Origin of the sequence: Streptomyces sp. CB02056 (genome assembly GCF_001905545.1) — a bacterium.
In the GTDB taxonomy this organism is placed as follows: Bacteria; Actinomycetota; Actinomycetes; order Streptomycetales; family Streptomycetaceae; genus Kitasatospora.
The window spans coordinates 493,737-513,990 of sequence record NZ_LIPD01000004.1 but is presented as its reverse complement, the minus strand read 5'-3'; the positions used below and the strand labels follow the sequence as shown (position 1 = coordinate 513,990).

Here is a 20,254-nt window from a genome sequence, read left to right as displayed (position 1 = left end):
CCCGGGGCCCGTCCCGGGCCTCTGACCAGGGCCTTCGCCCCATCAGTTGCGAATCAGTGCGACGTCAGTGTGTTCGGAAACCATGGGGCCATCGCTTCGGACCGATTGGGCACCCGCTACCACGGAACGACCGGGTGGGAGTAGACGCATGCCAGTTATCACGACACCGCAGGAATTCGACGTCGAGGACCTGTACGTCGACCTCCGACGGATGATCGGCCGTCCGCTGTACCTCAAGTGCGAGGGCTTCAACTTCGCCGGCTCGGTCAAACTGCGGGCGGCGGGCGAGATGGTGGACTCCGCCTTCCGGTCCGGGGCGCTGCGGCCGGGGATGACCATCGTGGAGAGCTCCTCCGGGAACCTCGGCGTGGCGCTGAGCCTCGTCGCGGCGAGCCGGGGGCTCACCTTCGTCTGCGTCACCGACTCCCGCTGCACCACCGTCTCCCGGCGGCTGATGCAGCGCCTGGGCGCCGACGTGCGGGTGGTGACCGAGCCCGACCCGCAGCGCGGCCTGCTCGGCGCCCGGCTCGACCTGGTCGCCCGGCTGTGCGCCGAGCACCGGGACTTCCACTGGCTCAACCAGTACGCCAACCCGGGCAACTGGACCGCCCACTACCGCACCACCGGGCCGCAGATCGCCAAGGCCTTCCCGGAGCTGGACGTGCTGTTCGTCGGCGCCGGGACCACCGGCACCCTGATGGGCTGCGCCCGGTACTTCCGGGAGAACAACCCGGGGGTGACGATCGTCGCGGTCGACGCCGTCGGCTCGGTCAACTTCGGCCACGAGCCGGGCGGCCGGCTGATCCCCGGCATCGGCACCAGCGTCCGGCCCGCCATCCTCGACGAGTCCTACGTGGACGACACCGTGCTGGTCGCCGAGACCGACACCGTCCGGGCCTGCCGCGCCCTGCTGCGCGAGGGCTTCCTGCTCGGCGGCTCGACCGGCACGGTGCTCAGCGGCGCGGCCCGCTGGCTGGGCGCCAACCGGCCGGACGAGGAGCTGACCGCCGTGGCCATCGCGCCCGACCTCGGCGAACGCTACCTGGACACCGTCTACGACGACGCGTGGGTGCTGGAGTCCTTCGGCCCCGACGCCCTGGCCGCCGAGGCGGCCGCCCCCGGTACCGGCCTCGCCTCGATCGGCCCGACCTCCGTTGGGAGCCTGTGATGACATCGGTCCTGGGGACCTCGCTGCCGCTCACCGCCGGCCAGACGGAGATCTGGCTCGACGTCAACGGGGCCGGCGGGAGCAACGCGTACAACTCGGCCGGCTACCTGGACGTCCGCGGCCCGCTGGACCGGGCCCGCTTCCGCACCGCGCTGGGCCGGCTGGTCGAGGAGGCGCAGTGCCTGCGCGCCCAGTTCCTCGACGTCGACGGCGAACCCCGCCAGCGCCTCCGCGAGGTCGCCGAACTCCCGCTCGACGAGCTGGACTTCGGCGCCGAGCCCGACCCGTCCGCGGCGGCGCTGGACTGGATGCGGACGGACCTGGCGAAGCCCTACGACCCCGCCGGGTTCCCGCTGTTCCGGCTCGCCGTCCTCACCCTGGGCCCGGACCGGGCGCTCTTCTACCTCTCCGTCCACCACCTGCTGTGCGACGGCTTCAGCCAGGTGGTGCTCTGGCGCCGGCTGGCCGAACTGTACGAGGCCGACGGCGGGGACGCCGGCCCGGCCCTGCCCCCGCTCGCCGACCTGCTCGCCGCCGAGGCCGCCTACCTCGGCTCCTCCCGGGCCCGGCGGGACGCCGAGTTCTGGCAGCGCCGGTTCCCCGAGCCGCCCGAGCCCGCCGACCTCTCCCACCGGGAACCCGCGACGGCCGCGCCGCAGGGCTTCCTGCGCCGCACCGCCGCCCTGTCCGCCGGCACCAGCGCCCGGCTGCGCGCGGCCGCCAGCCGCGCGGACGTCACCTGGCCGACCGCGGTGATGGCGGCGGTCGCGGTGTACACCCAGCGGATGACCGGGGTCGAGGACGTCCTGCTGACCCTGCCGGTGACCGCCCGGCCGACCGCCCACGAGCGGTCGATCCCCGGCATGCTGGCCAACTACCTGCCGCTGCGGGTGCCCGTCCGCCCCACTCTGACCAGGGCCGGGCTACTGCGCCACACCTCCAAGGAGCTCGCCCAGGCGCTCCGCCACCAGCGCCACCGGGTCAGCGCGATCCGCCGCGCCATGGGGCTGCGCAGCGACGACCGGCGGCCCTTCGGACCGTTCGTCAACCTGCTGCCGCAGCAGGCCGAACTGGCCCTCGGCCCGTGCACGGCGCGGGTGGTGAACCTGTCGACCGGGCTGATCGACGACCTGATGGTCACCGTGGTCGAGACCACCGGGGCCGGCATCGAGCTGCACCTCAACGGCAACCCGGACCGCTACACCGACGCGGAGATCGACGGCCACCTCGCCCGGCTGGTGGAGTTCCTGGACCGCTTCGCCGAGGCCGGGGACGAGCAGCCGGTCGGCGGCCTGGCCGTGGACACCGGGGACCGCGCCGCCTGGGTGCGGGAGTCGAGCGGGCCCGAGCGCCCGGCGGGCTTCGACTGCGCGGTGGCCCGGATCCGCGAACTCGCTGCCCGACGGCCCGAGGCCGTGGCGGTCGCCGAGGACGGCGGCACGACCACGTACGCCGAGCTGGTCGGCCGGGCCAGCGCCCTCTCCCGCCGGGTCGGCGACGCCGGCCTGGTGGCCCTGCTGGTCACCCCGGGCTCCGACTTCATCGCCTCGGTGCTCGGCGTGATCGGCGCCGGCGCGGCCTACGTCCCGCTGGACCCGGGCGCGCCCGAGGCCAGGACCGTCGCCCTGCTCGCCGACAACGGGATCACCACCGTGGTCGCGGACGCCGCCCACCGGCCGCTCGCCGAACGGGTGGCGGCCGCCGCTGGCCGTCCGGTCCGGCTGCTGGAGGTCTCCGCGCGGGAGCGGGACGCCGCCGACGACCTCGCGCCGGTCCTCGGCACCCCGCTGGACCTGGCGTACGTGATCTTCACCTCCGGGTCCACCGGGGCGCCCAAGGGCGCCATGGTGCACCGCGCGGGGATGGTCAACCACCTGCTGGCGAAGGTCGACGACCTGGCGCTGGACGCGGCCGACAGCGTGGTGCAGAACGCCCCGGTCACCTTCGACGTGTCGGTGTGGCAGATGCTCGCGCCGCTGGTGGTCGGCGGCCTGGTCCGGGTGGTGCGCCGGGAGACCGCGGCCGACCCCGACCTGCTGTTCGCCCTCGCCGACACCGAGGACGTCACCGTCCTGGAGGTCGTCCCCTCACTGCTGCGCGCCGCCCTGGACGCCTGGGACCTGGGCGCCGGCGCTCCCGTGCTGGCCGCGCTGCGCCACCTGGTGGCGACCGGCGAGGCACTGCCCGCCGACCTGTGCCGGCGCTGGACGAGCCGCTACCCGCTGGTCGGGCTGGTCAACGCGTACGGGCCCACCGAGTGCTCGGACGACGTCACCCACGCGCACCTCGGCCACGGGCTGCCGGAACACGGCGCCGTCCCGATCGGCCGCCCGGTCCGCAACACCCGGCTCTACGTGCTCGACGACGCCCTGCTCCCGGTCCCCCAGGGCGCGCCCGGCGAGCTGTACGTCGGCGGCGCCGGCGTCGGCCGCGGCTACCTGGCCGACCCGGCCCGCTCCGCCGCCGCGTTCGTGCCCGACCCGTACGGCCCGGCGGGCAGCCGGATGTACCGCACCGGCGACCGCGTGGTGCGCGGCGCGGACGGGCAACTGGTCTTCCTGGACCGCCGGGACAACCAGGTGAAGGTGCGCGGCCACCGGATCGAGCTCGGCGAGATCGAGGCGGCGCTGCGAGCGCTGCCGGACGTCTCCGACGCGGCGGTACGGGCGGTCGGCGGCACCGGCGGGAGCACCCGGCTGGTCGGCTACTGCGTCCCGCGCGCCGGGGCCGCGCTCGACCCGGCCGGGGTCCGCGAGCGCCTGGCCGCCGTCCTGCCGGAGTACATGGTGCCGCCGAACGTCCTGCTCCTGGACGCCCTGCCGCTCACCCCGCACGGCAAGGTCGACCGCCGGGCGCTGCCCGACCCGGCACCCGCCGGCGCCGAGGCCCCGGCCCGGCCGGACACGCCGCGCAGCCGGGCCGAGGAGATCGTCTGCGCCGCGTTCGCCGAGGTCCTCGGCGTGCCGGAGGTCCGCCCCGGCGACAACTTCTTCGAGCTGGGCGGGGACAGCATCAGCGCCATCCTGGCGGTCGGCCACGCCCGCCGGGCCGGACTGACCGTCACCCCGCTGCAGATCCGCACCCACCACACCCCCGCCGCCATCGCGGCGCTCGCCGCACCGGGCGGCCCGGCCCGCCCGGCCGCTGCGCCGGACGACACCGGCGAGGTCGAACTCCTGCCGATCGCCCACCAGTTGCGCGAGGACCTCGGCGTCCTGGACGAGCGGACCAGGGAGTACAGCCAGTACCAGGTGCTCACCACCCCGGCCGGCCTGGACCTCGACCGGCTGACCGCGGCCACCGCCGTCCTGCTGGACCACCACGCCGCGCTGCGGTCGCGGCTGACCGTGGTGGCGCCGGGCCTGTGGTCCCTGGAGGCCCTGCCCAGGGGCGCCGTCCGGGCCGCCGACGCCGTCCGCCGGGTCGACGTCTCGGCGCTCGCCGACGACCCGGCCGCGCTGGCCGCCGCCGTCGACGAGCAGATCGCCGCGGCCCGCACCGGGCTGGCCCCCGAGACCGGCGCGGTGACCCGGCTCGTCCTGCTCGACGCCGGCCCCGGCCGCCCCGGCCGGCTGGTCTGGCTGACCCACCACCTGTGCGTGGACGGGGTCTCCTGGCGGGTCCTGGTCGCCGACCTCGCCGCCGCCTGCCGGGGCCTCACCCCGGAACCGGTCGGCACCTCCTACCGCCGCTGGTCGCAGCTGCTCGGCGAGCAGGCCCGCACCGCCGAGCGGGTGCGCGAATTCCCGCTGTGGGCCGAGCAGTCGGCGGCCTCGGAGCCGCTCGGCTCCCGACCGCTGGACCCCGAGCGGGACGTGTACGGCTCCGCCCACCGGCTCCGGCTGGAGCTGCCCGCGGCCACCACCGCGACGCTGCTCGCCGCCGCCCGCCGGGTCTACGGCGGGGAGATCAACGACCTGCTGCTGACCGGCCTCGCGCTCGCCGTCGCCGACTGGCGCCGGCACCGCGACCGCCCGGCCGGCGCCGTCACCGTCGAACTGGAGGGCCACGGCCGCGAGCCGTTCACCGACGAGGCCGAACTCTCCCGTACGGTCGGCTGGTTCACCAGCGTCTTCCCGGTACGGCTGGACCCGGGCGACGCCGGGCGGGAGCCGCTCGACGCGGCCGTGCGCCGGGTCCGGCAGCAGCTCGGCCGGCTGCCCGACCACGGGCTCGGCCACGGGCTGCTGCGCCACCTCAACCCGCAGACCGTCACCGCCCTGGCCCGGCACGGCGTACCGGAGCTCGGCTTCAACTACCTCGGCCGGTTCCGGACCGACCGGGACGAGAGCGCCGGGGACTGGCTGCCGGACGCCCGGCACGCCGTCGTCGGCACCGGGGTGCACCCGAGCATGCCGCTGCGGCACGTGCTCGCGGCCACGCCCGTCACCGAGGACCGGCCGGACGGGCCGCACCTGGTCGCCGACTGGCTCTGGGCCCCGGAGGCACTGGCCGACGCCGATGCCGAGCACATCGCCCGCGCCTGGTTCCGCGCCCTCGAAGCCCTGGCCGCCCACGCCTCCCACACCGAGCAGGCCGTCCCCGGCGAGCAGGACGGGGCGGCGGACGGCGAGGCGCTGGAGCTGTCACCGCTCCAGAAGGGCCTGATCTTCCAGACGGAGTTCGACAAGCAGGGCATGAACTCCTATCTGATGCAGGCCGTCCTCGACATCGAGGGGCCCTTCGACCCGGCCGCGCTGCGCACCGCGGCCGCCGCGCTGCTGGCCCGGCACGCCGGCCTGCGGGTGCACTTCCCCGAGCGGCCCGCCGAGGACGCCCGGCAGGTCGTGGCCGCCTCGGTGCCGGTGCCCTGGGAGGAGGTCGACCTGTCCGGGCTCCCCACCGAGGCGGAGCGGACGGCCGAGGCCGAACGGCTGACCGACGCGGACTGGACCCGTGGCTTCGACCTGGCCCGGCCCCCGCTGCTGCGCTTCACCGTGCTCCGGCTGGCCCCCGACCGGGTCCGGCTGCTCTGGACCCTGCACCACCTGCTGGTGGACGGCTGGTCGATGGGCGTGATCGCCCAGGAGCTGTTCACCCTGTACGCCACCGGCGGCGACCCTGCCGCCCTGCCCCCGGCGCCCTCCTACCGGGCGTACTTCGACTGGCTCGCCGCCCAGGACACCGAGGCCGCCCGCGCGGCCTGGCGGCAGGCACTGGACGGGCTGGGCGAGCCGCTGCGGCTCGGCACGGCCGACCGGCCGGGCGACCCGGGGCTGCCCGAGGCCGTCGACCTCGCCCTGCCCGAGGAGCTCACCGCCCGGCTGGTCGCCTGGGCCCGCGCGGAGAACCTCACCCTCAACACCGTCCTCCAGGGCTGCTGGGCGCTGCTGCTCGGCCGGCTCACCGACGCCCCGGACGTGGTGTTCGGCGCGGTCAACTCGGTGCGGCCGCCGGAGCTTCCGGGCATCGAGTCGCTGGTCGGACTCTTCCTGAACATGCTCCCGGTACGGGTGCGGCTCGACCCGGACCTGCCCGTCGCCGCGCTCCTCCACCGGATCGACGAGCAGCAGACCGCCCTGCTCGACCACCGGCACCTCGGCCTGGCCGAGGTGCAGCGGATCGCCGGGGCCGGCGAGCTGTTCGACACCGTGTTCAGCTACCAGAACCAGCCGCAGGCCGACGTCGGCCGGCTCAACGCGCTGGTGCCCGAGCTGCGGCTGGGCAACGCCCGCACCCGGCTGGCCGGCGAGCGCGGCCTCGCGGTGCTCGCCTACCCGGACACCCGGCTGACGCTGAGCGCCCAGTTCCGCCCCGACCGCTACGACCGCGACGAGGTCGTCCGCATCCTGGACCGCTTCGCCCACGTGGTGGAGAGCGTCCTGGCGGCCCCGGACGTCCCGCTCCGCCGGCTGCCCCTGCTCACCGACGAGGAGCACCACCGGATCCTCGGCGACTGGGCCGGACAAGCCAGTGCCGCCCCGCGCACCGTCGTCCCCGCGCTGTTCGCCGCCCAGGTCGCCCGGGCGCCCGAGGCCGTGGCCGTGGTCTTCGAGGACCGCGAGACGACCTACCGCGAGCTGGACGAGCGCTCCAACCGGCTGGCCCGGCTGCTGATCGCCCACGGCGTCGGACCGGAGCGGATCATCGCGCTGGCCGTACCCGACCCGGTCGAGATGACCTGCGCCGTCCTGGCCGCGCTCAAGACCGGCGCCGCGTACCTGCCGATCGACCCCAAGTACCCCGCCGACCGGATCGCCTTCATGCTGGCCGACAGCCGGCCCGCCGTCCTGCTCACCACCGCCGCCCTCGCCCCACAGCTCGCCGGGGCCGACTGCCGCACGGTGCTGCTCGACGACCCGGCCACCCTGGCGGAGCTGGCCGGCCTCCCGGCGCACGCCCCGCAGGACGCCGAGCGGACCGCCCCGCTGCTGCCCCGGCACCCGGCGTACGTCATCTACACCTCCGGATCGACCGGCCGGCCCAAGGGCGTGACGGTCGACCACTCCGGCTTCGCCGCGATGGTGGCGAGCTTGATCGAGCGCTTCGGCGTCGGCCCGGACACCCGGGTGCTGAAGTTCGCCTCGTTCAGCTTCGACGCCTCGGTCTGGGAGCTGAGCCTGTCCCTGCTCGGCGGCGGCACCCTGGTGGTCGCCGACGAGGAGTGCCGGGTCCCCGGCCGGCCGCTGGTCGACCTGATCCACCGCCACCGGGTGAACCTCGCCGGGCTGCCGCCGGTGGTCGCCGCCGCGCTCCCGGACGGCACCCGGCTGCCCGCCGACCTGACCATGGTCGTCGCCGGGGAGGCCTGCCCGCCGCACGTGGTGGACCGCTGGTCCGGGCAGCTGCAGATGATCAACGGCTACGGGCCCACCGAGGCCGTCCTCGCCTCGACGGTGAGCGAGCGGCTGGGTGGCGGCGAACGGCTCAGCGAACGGCTCAGTGGTGGCGAACGGCCGGGTGGCTCGGGCCGGCCCCCGATCGGCCGGCCCACCCGGGCCCACCGGGTCTACGTGCTCGACTCCGCGCTGCGGCCCGTCCCGGCCGGGGTGGTCGGCGAACTCTACGTCGGCGGCAACCTGGCCCGCGGCTACCTGGACCGGCCCGGCCTGACCTCCGAACGCTTCGTCGCCGACCCCTTCGGCCCCGCCGGCGAGCGGATGTACCGCACCGGCGACCTGGCGAGCTGGCGCCCCGACGGCCAACTCGACTACGCCGGACGGGCCGACGACCAGGTGCAGCTGCGCGGCTTCCGGATCGAACTCGGCGAGATCGAGTCCGTGCTGACCGGCCGGCCCGAGGTGGCGCAGGCCGCCGTCGTGGTCCGCACCGACGACGGCGAGGACCGGCTGGTGGCCTACGTGGTCGCCCGGCCCCCGGCCGTACCGGACCCGGCCGCGCTGCGGGAGCGGGTCGCCGAGGCCCTGCCCGAGTACATGGTCCCGGCCGCCGTCGTCGTGCTCGACGCGCTGCCGCTCACCCCGCAGGGCAAGCTGGACCGCCGGGCCCTGCCCGCCCCCGACAGCGCCCCCGCCCCGGCGGGCCGGCTGCCGCGCACCCCGGTCGAGGAGATCCTCGGCGGGATCTTCGCGGACGCGCTCGGCCGGACCGCCGTCGGCATCGACGACGACTTCTTCGACCTCGGCGGCCACTCCCTGCTGGCCACCCAGGTGATCAGCCGGGTCCGCTCCGCCCTGGGCACCGAGGTGCCGATCCGTACGCTCTTCGAGCAGCGGACGGTGGCCGGCGTCGCCCGGGAGCTCGCGGCCGGCGGCGCGGTCCGGCCGCCGCTGCGGCCCGCCGTCCAGGGCGACCGTTCCGGGCAACTCTCCTTCGCCCAGCGGCGCTTGTGGTTCCTGAACCGACTGGAGCCCGGCTCGGCGGCCTACAACGTGACCTTCGCGGTCCGGCTCTCCGGGGCCCTGGACACCGCCGCGCTGGACGCGGCGCTGGCCGACCTGGTCGAGCGGCACGAGGTGCTGCGCACGGTCTTCCCGGAGACCGACGGCGAACCCCGCCAGGAAGTGCTGGGTACGGAGGCCTGGACCGGGCTCACCGTCCGGGAGGCCGCCGAGGCCCCGGCGGAGGCCGCCCGCGGCTTCGACCTGTCGACCGAACTCCCGCTGAGGGCAGCCCTGTTGCGCACCGGTCCGGCGGAGCACCTGCTGCTGCTGATCGTCCACCACATCGCCTGGGACGGCTGGTCCGCCGCACCGCTCACCCGGGACCTCTCGCGGGCGTACGGGGCGCGGGCACGCGGTGCGGCCCCCGCATGGGAACCGCTGCCGGTGCAGTACGCGGACTACACCCTCTGGCAGCAGGACCTCCTCGGCGAGGACCACGACCAGACCTCCCTGGCCGCACAGCAGTTGGCGTACTGGACGGAGAACCTCGCCGACCTCCCCGAGGAACTCGCCCTGCCCTTCGACCGCCCCCGCCCCAAGGTCGCCACCCACCGCGGCGGCACCGTCCCCTTCCGCGTCCACCCCGACACCCACGACCGCCTCGCCCACCTCGCCCGCGACAACGGCGCCTCGCTCTTCATGATCCTCCAGGCCGCCCTCGCCGCCCTCCTCACCCGCCTCGGCGCCGGCCACGACATCCCCATCGGCTCCCCCATCGCCGGACGCACCGACGACGCCATGGAAGACCTCGTCGGCTGCTTCATGAACACCCTCGTCCTGCGCACCGACACCAGCGGCGACCCCGCCTTCACCCAACTCCTCGACCGCGCCCGGGAAACCGCCCTCAAGGCCTACGAACACCAGGACATCCCCTTCGAACGACTCGTCGAAGTCCTCGACCCCGCACGCTCCATGGGCCGCAACCCGCTCTTCCAGGTCATGCTGGTGCTCCAGAACAACACCCGTCCCGAGCTGGCCCTGCCCGGCGTCCGGGCGGCCTTCGAGCCGCCGGCCGCCGACTCGGTCAAGTTCGACCTGAACTTCTTCCTGGCCGAACAGCAGGACGCCGGCGCGGCCCCGGCCGGCATCGACGGCTTCCTGGAGTACAGCGCGGACGTGTTCGAGCCGGCCACCGCCGAGGCCCTGGTCACCCGCCTGGTCCGGCTGCTCGACCAGGTCGCCCGCGACCCGGAGCTCCCGCTGGGACGGCTCGACCTGCTCTCCGAGCGCGAGCACCGGCAGGTCCTCACCGAGTGGAACGACACCGCCGGCGGCCACCCGGGCACCACCGTCGTCGCCCTCTTCGAGGCCCAGGCCGCCCGCACCCCCGAGGCCGTCGCCGTCCGCAGCGACACCACCGCCCTCACCTACGCGGAACTCGACGCCCGGGCCAACCGGCTCGCCCGCCACCTCATCGGCCGGGGCGTCGGACCGGAGAGCACGGTGGCGCTCGCGGCACCCCGGTCGCCGCACATGGTCGTCGCCCTGCTGGCCGTGCTCAAGGCCGGCGGCGCGCACCTGCCCGTCGACCTGGCGTACCCGGCCGACCGCGTCCGGCTGATGCTCGACGACGCCGCGCCCGCCCTCCTGCTGACCGACAGCGCGACCGCCGGACAGCTGCCGGAGACCGGCCTGCCCCGCCTGCTGCTGGACGACCCGGCACTGGAGCGCGCCACGGCCGCCCTCCCCGGCACCGCCCCCACGGACGCGGACCGCACCTGCCCGCTGCTGCCCGACCACCCGGCGTACGTCATCTACACCTCGGGCTCCACCGGCCGGCCCAAGGGCGTGCTCGGACTGCACCGCGCCCTGGTCAACCGGCTGACCTGGTTCGCCGAGGAGCTCCCCGAGCAGCGGGAGGCCGCGATCCTGGCGAAGTCGCCGGTCAGCGTCATCGACGGGATCACCGAGCTGCTGGCGCCGCTGCTGTCCGGCGGCTCGACCGTCCTGGTCGACGCCGACACGGCCCGGAGCGTGCCCGAGCTCGCGGCGGCCACGGCCCGGCACGGCATCGCCCGGCTCACCGTCGTACCCAGCCTGCTGAACGCCTTCCTGGACAGCGCCGAGCCAACCGCCGTCGCGGGCTGCGCGGTCTGGATCTGCAGCGGCGAGCAGCTGCCCGCCGCCACCGTCCGGGCGTTCCGGCAGGCCCTGCCCTCGGCCCGGCTGCTCAACTTCTACGGCGCCTCGGAGGCCGGTGCCGTCGCGACCCGGGGCGAGGTGTGCGCCGGGCCGGACGGCGCCGACACCCTGATCGGCCGTCCGATCTGGAACATGCGGGCGTACGTGCTGGACGACGGGCTGCGGCCGGTGCCCCCGGGCGTGGCCGGCGAGCTGTACCTGGCCGGCGCCGGACTCGCCCGCGGCTATGCCGGACGACCCGGCCTCACCGCCACCCGCTTCCTCGCCTGCCCCTACGAGCCCGGCTCCCGGATGTACCGCACCGGCGACCTCGTCCGCTGGACCCCCGACGGCCAGCTCGGCTACCTCGGCCGCGCCGACACCCAGGTCAAGATCCGCGGCTTCCGCGTCGAACCCGGCGAGATCGAAGCCGTCCTCACCACCCACCCCACCGTCCGCACCGCCGTCGCCATCGCCCGTACCGACGGCCCCGCAGGCGCCGCCCTCGTCGCCTACGTCACCCCCACCCCCGGCACCGCCCCCGACCCCGCCGCCCTGCGCGACCACACCGCCGACCACCTGCCCGACCACATGGTCCCGGCCGCCGTCCTCGTGCTCGACGAACTCCCCCTCACCCCGAGCGGCAAGATCGACCGCAACCGCCTCCCCGCCCCCGACTTCACCCCCGTCGCCGCCCGGCCGCCCCGCACCCCGGCCGAGGAGCGCCTCTGCGCCCTCTACGCCGAGGTCCTGGCCCTGCCCCGGGTCGGCATCGACGACAGCTTCTTCGACCTCGGCGGCCACTCGCTGCTGGCGACCAGGCTGGTCAGCCGGATCCGTACGGCACTGGGCTCGACCGTCTCGATCCGGGACGTGTTCGAGGCGCCGACCGTGGCCAGACTGGCCGGCCGCCTCCACCGGGACCGCTCCGCGCGGCCCGCGCTGCGGCCCGGACCGCGCCCGGCCGCTCTGCCGCTGTCCTCCGCCCAGCGGCGGCTGTGGTTCCTGAACCGGCTGGAGCCCGGCTCGGCGGCCTACAACATGGCCTTCGCGGTCCGGCTCTCCGGGGCACTGGACGTCACGGCGCTGGACGCGGCGCTGGCCGACCTGGTCGAGCGGCACGAGGTGCTGCGCACCGTCTTCCCCGAGACCGACGGCGAGCCCCGCCAGGAGGTCCTCGGCACCGAGGCCTGGACCGGACTCACCGTCCGGGAGACCTCCCCCGCCGAGGCCCCGGCGGAAGCCGCCCGCGAGGCCGCCCGCGGCTTCGACCTCGCGACCCGGCTCCCCGTCCGCGCGACGCTGCTGCGCACCGGCCCGGCGGAGCACCTGCTCCTGCTGGTGGTCCACCACATCGTGGCCGACGGCTGGTCCGCCACCCCGCTGGCCCAGGACCTCTCACGGGCGTACGCGGCCCGGTCCACCGGCACCGCGCCGGACTGGTCGCCGCTGCCGGTGCAGTACGCGGACTACACCCTCTGGCAGCAGGACCTCCTCGGCGACGACCACGACCAAACCTCCCTGGCCGCACAACAGTTGGCGTACTGGACGGAGAACCTCGCCGACCTCCCCGAGGAACTCGCCCTGCCCTTCGACCGCCCCCGCCCCAAGATCGCCACCCACCGCGGCGGCACCGTCCCCTTCCGCGTCCACCCCGACACCCACGACCGCCTCGCCCACCTCGCCCGCGACAACGGCGCCTCCCTCTTCATGGTCCTCCAAGCCGCCCTCGCCGCCCTCCTCACCCGCCTCGGCGCCGGCCACGACATCCCCATCGGCTCCCCCATCGCCGGACGCACCGACGACGCCACCGAAGACCTCGTCGGCTGCTTCATGAACACCCTCGTCCTGCGCACCGACACCACCGGCGACCCCGCCTTCACCCAACTCCTCGACCGCGCCCGGGAAACCGCCCTCAAGGCCTACGAACACCAGGACATCCCCTTCGAACGACTCGTCGAAGTCCTCGACCCCGCACGCTCCATGGGCCGCAACCCGCTCTTCCAGGTCATGCTGGCCCTCCAGAACAACACCCAACCGTCCCTGGACCTCCCGGGGTTGACGGCGACAGAGCAGCCGGTCGGGGCGGACGGCGCCAAGTTCGACCTGTCCCTGGCCGTCACCGAGCGCCGCCGCCAGGACGACTCCGCGAGCGGCTCCCCGGGCGACTCCGCAGACGACTCCACGGGCGACTCCGCGGCCGGTCTCGTCGGCACCCTGGAGTACAACGCCGACGTGTTCGAGCCGGCCACCGCCGAGGCCCTGGCCGCCCGCCTGGTCCGGTTGCTCGACCAGGTCGCCCGCGACCCGCGGACGCCGCTGTCCCGACTGGACGTCCTCACTCCGGAGGAGCACCGGCAGGTCCTCACCGAGTGGAACGACACCGCCGCCGACGACGCTTCTCCCGCCGGCACCGCCACCACCGTCGTCGCCCTCTTCGAGGCCCAGGCCGCCCGCACCCCCGAGGCCGTCGCCGTCCTCACCGACACCACCGCCCTCACCTACGCCGAACTCGACGCCCGGGCCAACCGGCTCGCCCGCCACCTGGTCGACCGCGGGGTCGTCCCGGACCGGCCGGTGGCCCTGTCGCTGCCCCGGACGGCGGAGATGGTGGTGGCGCAGCTGGCCGTCCTGAAGAGCGGCGCCGCCTACCTGCCGGTCGACCCGGCGCTCCCGGCCGACCGCGTCCGGCTGATGCTCGACGACGCCGCGCCCGTCCTCCTGCTGACCGAACTCGCCATCGCCGCACGGCTTCCGCGCACCGGCGTGCCCACGGTCGTGCTGGACGACCCCGAGGTCGACGCCGCGCTGGCCGCCCTCGACGGCCGGCCGCTGACCGACGCCGAGCGGGCCGCCCCGCTGCACGGCTCCCGGCTGGCCTACCTGCTCTTCACCTCCGGCTCCACCGGGCGGCCCAAGGGCGTCATGGTCGAGCACCGGTCACTGCTGAACCTGCTGGTGTCCACCCGGGAGCGCTTCCCGCTGGAGGCCCACGACCGGCTGCTGGCCGTCACCACCTGGTCCTTCGACATCTCCGGCCTGGAGGTCTACCTGCCGCTGCTGTCCGGCGCCGGGCTGGTCGTCGGCGCGGAGGGCGTCGCCCTGGACCCGGCCGCGCTGGCCGCCTCCCTCGAACGCGACGGCATCACGATCATGCAGGCGACCCCGGCGCTCTGGCAGGAACTCGTGCTCCACCGCCCCGAGTCGGTGCGCGGCCTGCGCGTCCTGATCGGCGGTGAGGCGGTCCCGCCCGCCCTGGCCGACGCCCTGGCCGCCCGGGCCGACACGGTCACCAACCTGTACGGGCCGACCGAGACCACCATCTGGTCCACGGCGGCCGGGCTGGCGGGCGACGGGGTCGTGACGCTGGGCCGCCCGATCCGCAACACCCGGGCGTACGTGCTGGACGACGGGCTGCGGCCGGTGCCCCCGGGCGTGGCCGGCGAGCTGTACCTGGTCGGTGCCGGACTCGCCCGCGGCTACGCCGGACGCCCCGGCCTCACCGCCACCCGCTTCCTCGCCTGCCCGTTCGCACCCGGCGAGCGCATGTACCGCACCGGCGACCTCGTCCGCTGGACCCCCGACGGCCGACTCCTCTACCTCGGCCGCGCCGACACCCAGGTCAAGATCCGCGGCTTCCGCGTCGAACCCGGCGAGATCGAAGCCGTCCTCACCACCCACCCCACCGTCCGCACCGCCGTCGCCGTCGCCCGCACCGACGGCCCCGCCGGCCCCACCCTCGTCGCCTACGTCACCCCCACCCCCGGCACCGCACCCGACCCCGCCGCCCTGCGCGACCACACCGCCGACCACCTGCCCGGGTACATGGTCCCCGGCGCGGTCGTGGTGCTCGACGAACTCCCGCTCAACCCCAACGGCAAGATCGACCGCAACCGCCTCCCCGCCCCCGACTTCACCCCCGCCGCCGCGCGCCGCCCCCGCAACCCCGTCGAGGAGGCCCTCGGCGCGCTCTTCGCCGAGGTCCTCGGCCTCCCCGAGGTCGGCATCGACGACAGCTTCTTCGACCTCGGCGGCCACTCGCTGCTGGCGGTCCGGCTGGTCGGCCGGGCCCAGTCGGCCGGGCTCCGGCTGGCGGTGGCGGACGTCGTCCTGCACCGCACCGTCGCGGAACTGGCCAAGCGGGCCCGCCCGACCGCCTCCGCCGAACAGTCCGCGGACGCGTTCGCGCCCGTCCTGCCGATCCGGCCGGACGGCGACGCGCCCCCGCTGTTCCTGGTGCACAGCGGACTCGGCTTCAGCCTGCCCTACCTGGGCCTGGCCCGGTACCTCGATCCGCGCTACCCGCTGTACGGCCTCCAGTCGCCCGCGCTGGACGCCGCCGCCCCGCTGCCCGAGTCCATCCGGTCGGTGGCAGCGGACTACGTCCGGACGATCCGGCGGCTGCGGCCGCACGGCCCGTACCGGCTGCTCGGCTGGTCCTACGGCGGCGTGCTCGCCCACGAGATCGCCGTCCGGCTCCAGGAGGCCGGCGAACAGGTCGACTTCCTGGCCGACCTGGACGGCTACCCCGGCCGCACCGGCCGCGACGAGAGCGGCCAGGACGACCGCGAACTCCTGCTGCGCGCCCTGGAGGCGCTCGGCCACCGACGCGACGAACTGGCCGGCCCCGGCCGCACCCGCGCCGCCCTGCTCGACCTGCTGCGGCGCGAGGCCGGCCCGCTGGCCGACCTCGACGAGGAGTCGCTGCTGCGGCTGCTGCGGCTGTCGCGCCACCACGGCGCGCTGATGGAGCGCTTCACCCCCGGCCGGTTCACCGGGGACCTCCACCTGTTCGCGGCCGCCGAGGAGTGGACCGCGGACCAACTCGCCGACCAGACCGGCCGATGGGAGCAGCACGTGAACGGACGGGTGGTCGTCCACCGGATCGCCGCCGGCCACGAGTACCTGATGCACGCCGGGCCGCAGGCCGTCATCGGACGGCTCGTCGACGCCGAGCTGCGCCGCCTGGACGGGAGCCCGGAATGCTGACCGCCGTCACCCCCCGCCCCCGCTCGGCGCCGCTCGCCCTGCTCCTCGAATCCGTCACCGTCGCCGGACGGCGCCTGCGGCGGCTGCGCCGGGCACCCGGCCGGCTGATCGGCATCGTGATGAACCCGCTCATCTCGATGATCGTGCTCGGCTACCTGTTCCAGGGCTCGCTGTCCTTCTCCGGCCGCGGCAGCTACCAGGAGTACATCTTCGCGGGCGCGGCCGCCCAGGTCGGCCTGGCCGGGATCGGCCCGACCGCGGTCGCCGTCGCGGCGGACCTGCGCGGCGGCCTGGTCGACCGGTTCCGCAGCATGCCGATCTCCAGACCCGCCGTCCTGGTCGGCCACACCCTCGGCGACCTGGTCGTCGGGCTGATCGGCCTGGCCGTGGTCACGGCGGCCGGCCTGGCGTTCGGCTGGCGCCCGCACAGCGGCGTGCTGCCCTTCCTCGCCGGACTCGCCCTGCTCACCGCCTTCATGTACGCGATGCTCTGGGTCGGCCTGATGCTCGGGATGTTCTCCCGCACCATGGAGACCATCAACGTCGTCGCCGGGCTGGTCACCGTCCTGCTGACCTTCCTCTCCAACGCCTTCCAGTCCGTCGACCGGCTGCCGGGCTGGCTGCGGCTGGTCGCCGAGTGGAACCCGGTCAGCGCCGTGGTGACGGCCCTGCGGCGGCTGTGGGGCAACCCGGACGCGGCCGGCAGCGCCGCCACCCCGAGCCTCTCGCTCACCATCGCCGCCTCGCTCGGGACCGTCTTCGTCGTCACCGTGCTGCTGAGCCTGCGCCGCTACCGGTCCGCGGTCTCCTGACCCCGCCGTCCCGGCGCCGTCCTCCTGACCCGCCCCCGTCACAGAAACGGCCGACCATGCCCCTCCAGCCCCCGACGGTCGACGGAGCCTCCCCGCCCGTCGACCTGGCCACCGTCGACCTCGCCACGATCGACCTCACCGACCCGCACACCTACCTCGACCTCGACGTCCGCGCGATGTGGGCCCGGTTCCGCGCCGAACAGCCCGTCCACCTGCACCCGGCGACCGACCAGGGCCCGCCGTTCTGGGCGGTCTCCCGCCACGCCGACGTGCTCGCCGTCTACCGCGACAACAAGCGGTTCACCTCCGAACGCGGCAACGTGCTCGCCACCCTGCTGCAGGGCGAGGACTCCGCCTCCCGCCGGATGCTCGCCGTCACCGACGGGCCGCGGCACCGGGAGATCCGCAACCTGATGCTCCGGTCCTTCTCGCCCCGGGTGCTGGCCCCGGTGGTGGCCGGCGTGCACGAGCGGACCGCCGCGCTGCTCCAGGAGGGCCTGGCCCGCGGCTCCTTCGACTTCGTCACCGACCTCGCCGACCACATCCCGATCAACACCATCGGCGACCTGATGGGCGTCCCGGTCGAGGACCGCGAGCGCCTCGTCCACTGGAACACCCAGACCCTCTCCCGCACCAGCGCCGAGCACACCGCGACCGAGGAGTGGCTGGCCCGCAACGAGATCCTGCTCTACTTCTCCGACCTCGCCGCCAAGCGGCGCAAGCACCCCGGCGACGACGTGATCAGCGCCCTGGCGACCGGCACCGTCGACGGCGAGCCGCTGAGCCAGGAGGAGGTCGTCTTCAACTGCTACAGCCTGATCCTCGGCGGCGACGAGTCCAGCCGGATGTCCTCCATCGGCGCGCTCATCGCCCTCTCCCGGCACCCCGAGCAGTGGCGGGCGCTGAAGGACGGCTCGGTCGGGCTGGAGCCGGCCGTGGAGGAGGTCATGCGCTGGACCACCCCGGCCATGCACTTCGGCCGGCGCGCCCTGACCGACGTCGAACTCGGCGACCGGACGATCCGGGCCGGCGACGTCGTGACGCTCTGGAACAGCTCGGCCAACTTCGACGAGGAGGTCTTCGACCAGCCGAACCGCTTCGACCTGGCCCGCACCCCGAACAAGCACGTCGCCTTCGGCTACGGCCCGCACTTCTGCCTGGGCGCCTTCCTCGGCCGGACCCACGTCGAGGCGATGCTCGCCGCCCTGCGCGGCACCGTCGGCGGGATCGAGCTGCTCGGCGAACCGGTCCGGCTCTACTCCAACTTCGTCCACGGCTACAGCAGCCTCCCCGTCCGCCTCACCGCCTGACCCTCCCTCCCCTTGCTCCCCCGCCCCTCCTCCCTTGCCCCTCTTGCCTCGCCCCTCCTCGCCACCGACCGGGAGCCCCACATGGACATGGCCATCCGCGCCGAGGGCCTGCACAAGCGCCACCGGGACGTCGTGGCGATCGCCGACATCCACCTCGGCGTCCGGACCGGCACCGTCCTCGGCCTGCTCGGACCGAACGGCGCCGGCAAGACGACCACCGTGCAGATCCTCACCACCCTCACCACCCCGGACGGCGGCCACGCCGAAGTGGCCGGCTACGACGTCGTCCGCCAACCGCACGAGGTCCGGCGCCGGATCGGACTGGCCGGCCAGTACACCGCCGTGGACGAGGTCCTGACCGGCCGCGAGAACCTCGTCCTGCTCGGCACCCTGCTCCACCTCGGCCGCCGCGAGGCCCGCCGCCGGGCCGACGAACTCCTGGAGCGCTTCCGCCTCGCGGACGCCGCCCACCGCCCCGCCCGCGCCTACTCCGGCGGCATGCGCCGCCGCCTCGACCTCGCCAGCTGCCTGATCACCGCACCCCCGGTGCTCTTCCTCGACGAACCCACCACCGGCCTCGACCCGGTGAGCCGGATGGAACTCTGGGGCCAGGTCCGCGAACTCGTCGACGGCGGCACCACGGTGCTCCTCACCACCCAGTACCTGGAGGAGGCCGACTACCTGGCCGACCAGATCGTGGTCGTCGACTCCGGCCGCGTCATCGCCGACGGCACCCCCGACGAACTGAAGCGCAAGGTCGGCAGCGAATGGCTGGAGCTGACCGTCGCCTCCCCCGCCGACGTCGCCCCGGCCCTCGCCGCCCTCCGCCCCGCCCTCACCGCCGAACCCACCGTCGACACCCAGAAGGGCCGGCTCTCCATCCCCCTCGACGACGGCCTCAACGACATCGCCACCGTCGCCGCCGTCCTGCGCCGCGCCGACATCCCCGTCGCCGACTTCACCATGCGCCGCCCCACCCTCGACGACGTCTTCGCCCACCTCACCGGCCACCCCACCCCCTGACCACCCCGACTCGGGCACTACTCCGCCTCGGGCACCCCCCGGTGGATCTCGCTGATCACCGCCACGGTGGGTGTGGTCGGTTCACACGTCCGCCTGCGGGATGTCGGGGCTGCGGAGCTACGGGGCCAGGTCGACGGCCAGGCAGTTGTAGAAGGTCCAGGAGCGCTCGGGGTCGTGGGCGGTGTTCGCCGCGCTGCCCGGGCCGGTTGCCGCCTCCTCGGTCATGTCCTCGAAGCGGATGCGCTCGGGAAGGGTTCCGTAGCGTGCGTGCCGCGCTTCGGCGGCGGGATCGACTGCGGGCCGCTCGGCCATGGCCACTCTCCTCGTCGGCGATCGCGGGCGGCTTTCAGGGTGCATTCCGCACAGTCACCTGTCAAGGCGGTGACGAGAACGCGCCTATCGCTCCCGCCTGCGCGCGCTTGGCCGATTCTGCCCTCGCGGCGCTTTGTTGAAGATGCAATGATCTTCCCTCGAGCCGGAACCGCCCGACGAGCCACCGGCCGATCCGGCAGTTCCCTCCCACCCGAGAAGGCGGATCGCATGTTCACACCCGAGACGAAACTCCGCGGCCCAGCCGTCGCCGCAGCCCTGGCCGCGACCCTGGTCGGGCTCGGCGCCGGGACGGCCGACGCCGCGGGCTGGCCACCCCTGCAGCCGGGCGCGCGCCTCTACTCCTCCACCTACGGGCAGGGGTTCGCCACCACCGTCGACCTCACCGACCTCGGCACCTGCCACACCCTGTGGCCCGGCGCCCGCTCGGTGCAGATCGCCAACGGGGGCACCACGCTGGCGCTGTACGCCGAGGCCGACTGCAACGGCCCCGGGTGGCTCAGCGGAACGCTGGCCCAGGCCAACCTCCCGCGGACCGCCCTGAGCTACCGGGTCCTCCAGGCGTAACACCTCCCGGCGCGGCGCCCGCCTCCTCGGGCGCCGCGCCCACGCATGTCCTGATGTCGTCACCCCTTTGACAGGTGACGCAGGCGCGTG

Annotated in this window: 7 protein-coding genes; 6 read left to right on the top strand and 1 reads right to left on the bottom strand. The window is 75.0% G+C overall.

Annotated features, from left to right (window positions below; all coding sequences use genetic code 11):
- The first annotated feature begins 148 nt into the window (after positions 1-148).
- From sbnA to AMK13_RS14195, 5 genes are all read left to right on the top strand, one after another.
- Positions 149-1,168: a 2,3-diaminopropionate biosynthesis protein SbnA gene (sbnA, locus tag AMK13_RS14215; protein WP_049658253.1), complete on the top strand. Its 1,020-nt coding sequence runs from the start codon at positions 149-151 to the stop codon at positions 1,166-1,168.
- A complete protein-coding gene (locus tag AMK13_RS14210; RefSeq protein WP_074002430.1) occupies positions 1,168-16,122 on the top strand; it encodes a non-ribosomal peptide synthetase in 14,955 nt (4,984 codons plus the stop codon). The genes sbnA and AMK13_RS14210 overlap by 1 nt, the downstream gene beginning before the upstream one ends.
- The gene (locus AMK13_RS14205; RefSeq protein WP_049649277.1) at positions 16,116-16,934 is read left to right on the top strand and encodes an ABC transporter permease; all 819 of its coding nucleotides are present in this window, start codon (positions 16,116-16,118) and stop codon (positions 16,932-16,934) included. The genes AMK13_RS14210 and AMK13_RS14205 overlap by 7 nt, the downstream gene beginning before the upstream one ends.
- A gap of 56 nt (positions 16,935-16,990) precedes the next feature.
- Positions 16,991-18,244 (top strand): cytochrome P450, encoded by a 1,254-nt coding sequence (locus tag AMK13_RS14200; protein ID WP_049649278.1) that lies wholly within the window; start codon positions 16,991-16,993, stop codon positions 18,242-18,244.
- Positions 18,245-18,325: 81 nt separating this feature from the next.
- Positions 18,326-19,267 (top strand): ATP-binding cassette domain-containing protein, encoded by a 942-nt coding sequence (locus AMK13_RS14195; RefSeq protein WP_074002429.1) that lies wholly within the window; start codon positions 18,326-18,328, stop codon positions 19,265-19,267.
- Positions 19,268-19,384: 117 nt separating this feature from the next.
- Here AMK13_RS14195 and AMK13_RS14190 read toward each other — a convergent pair whose 3' ends face one another.
- A complete protein-coding gene (locus tag AMK13_RS14190) occupies positions 19,385-19,579 on the bottom strand; it encodes a hypothetical protein (protein WP_074002428.1) in 195 nt (64 codons plus the stop codon).
- 228 nt (positions 19,580-19,807) lie between these two features.
- On the opposite strand from AMK13_RS14190, the gene AMK13_RS14185 reads away from it, so the two are divergent.
- The gene (locus tag AMK13_RS14185; RefSeq protein WP_074002427.1) at positions 19,808-20,164 is read left to right on the top strand and encodes a hypothetical protein; all 357 of its coding nucleotides are present in this window, start codon (positions 19,808-19,810) and stop codon (positions 20,162-20,164) included.
- Positions 20,165-20,254: the final 90 nt, after the last annotated feature.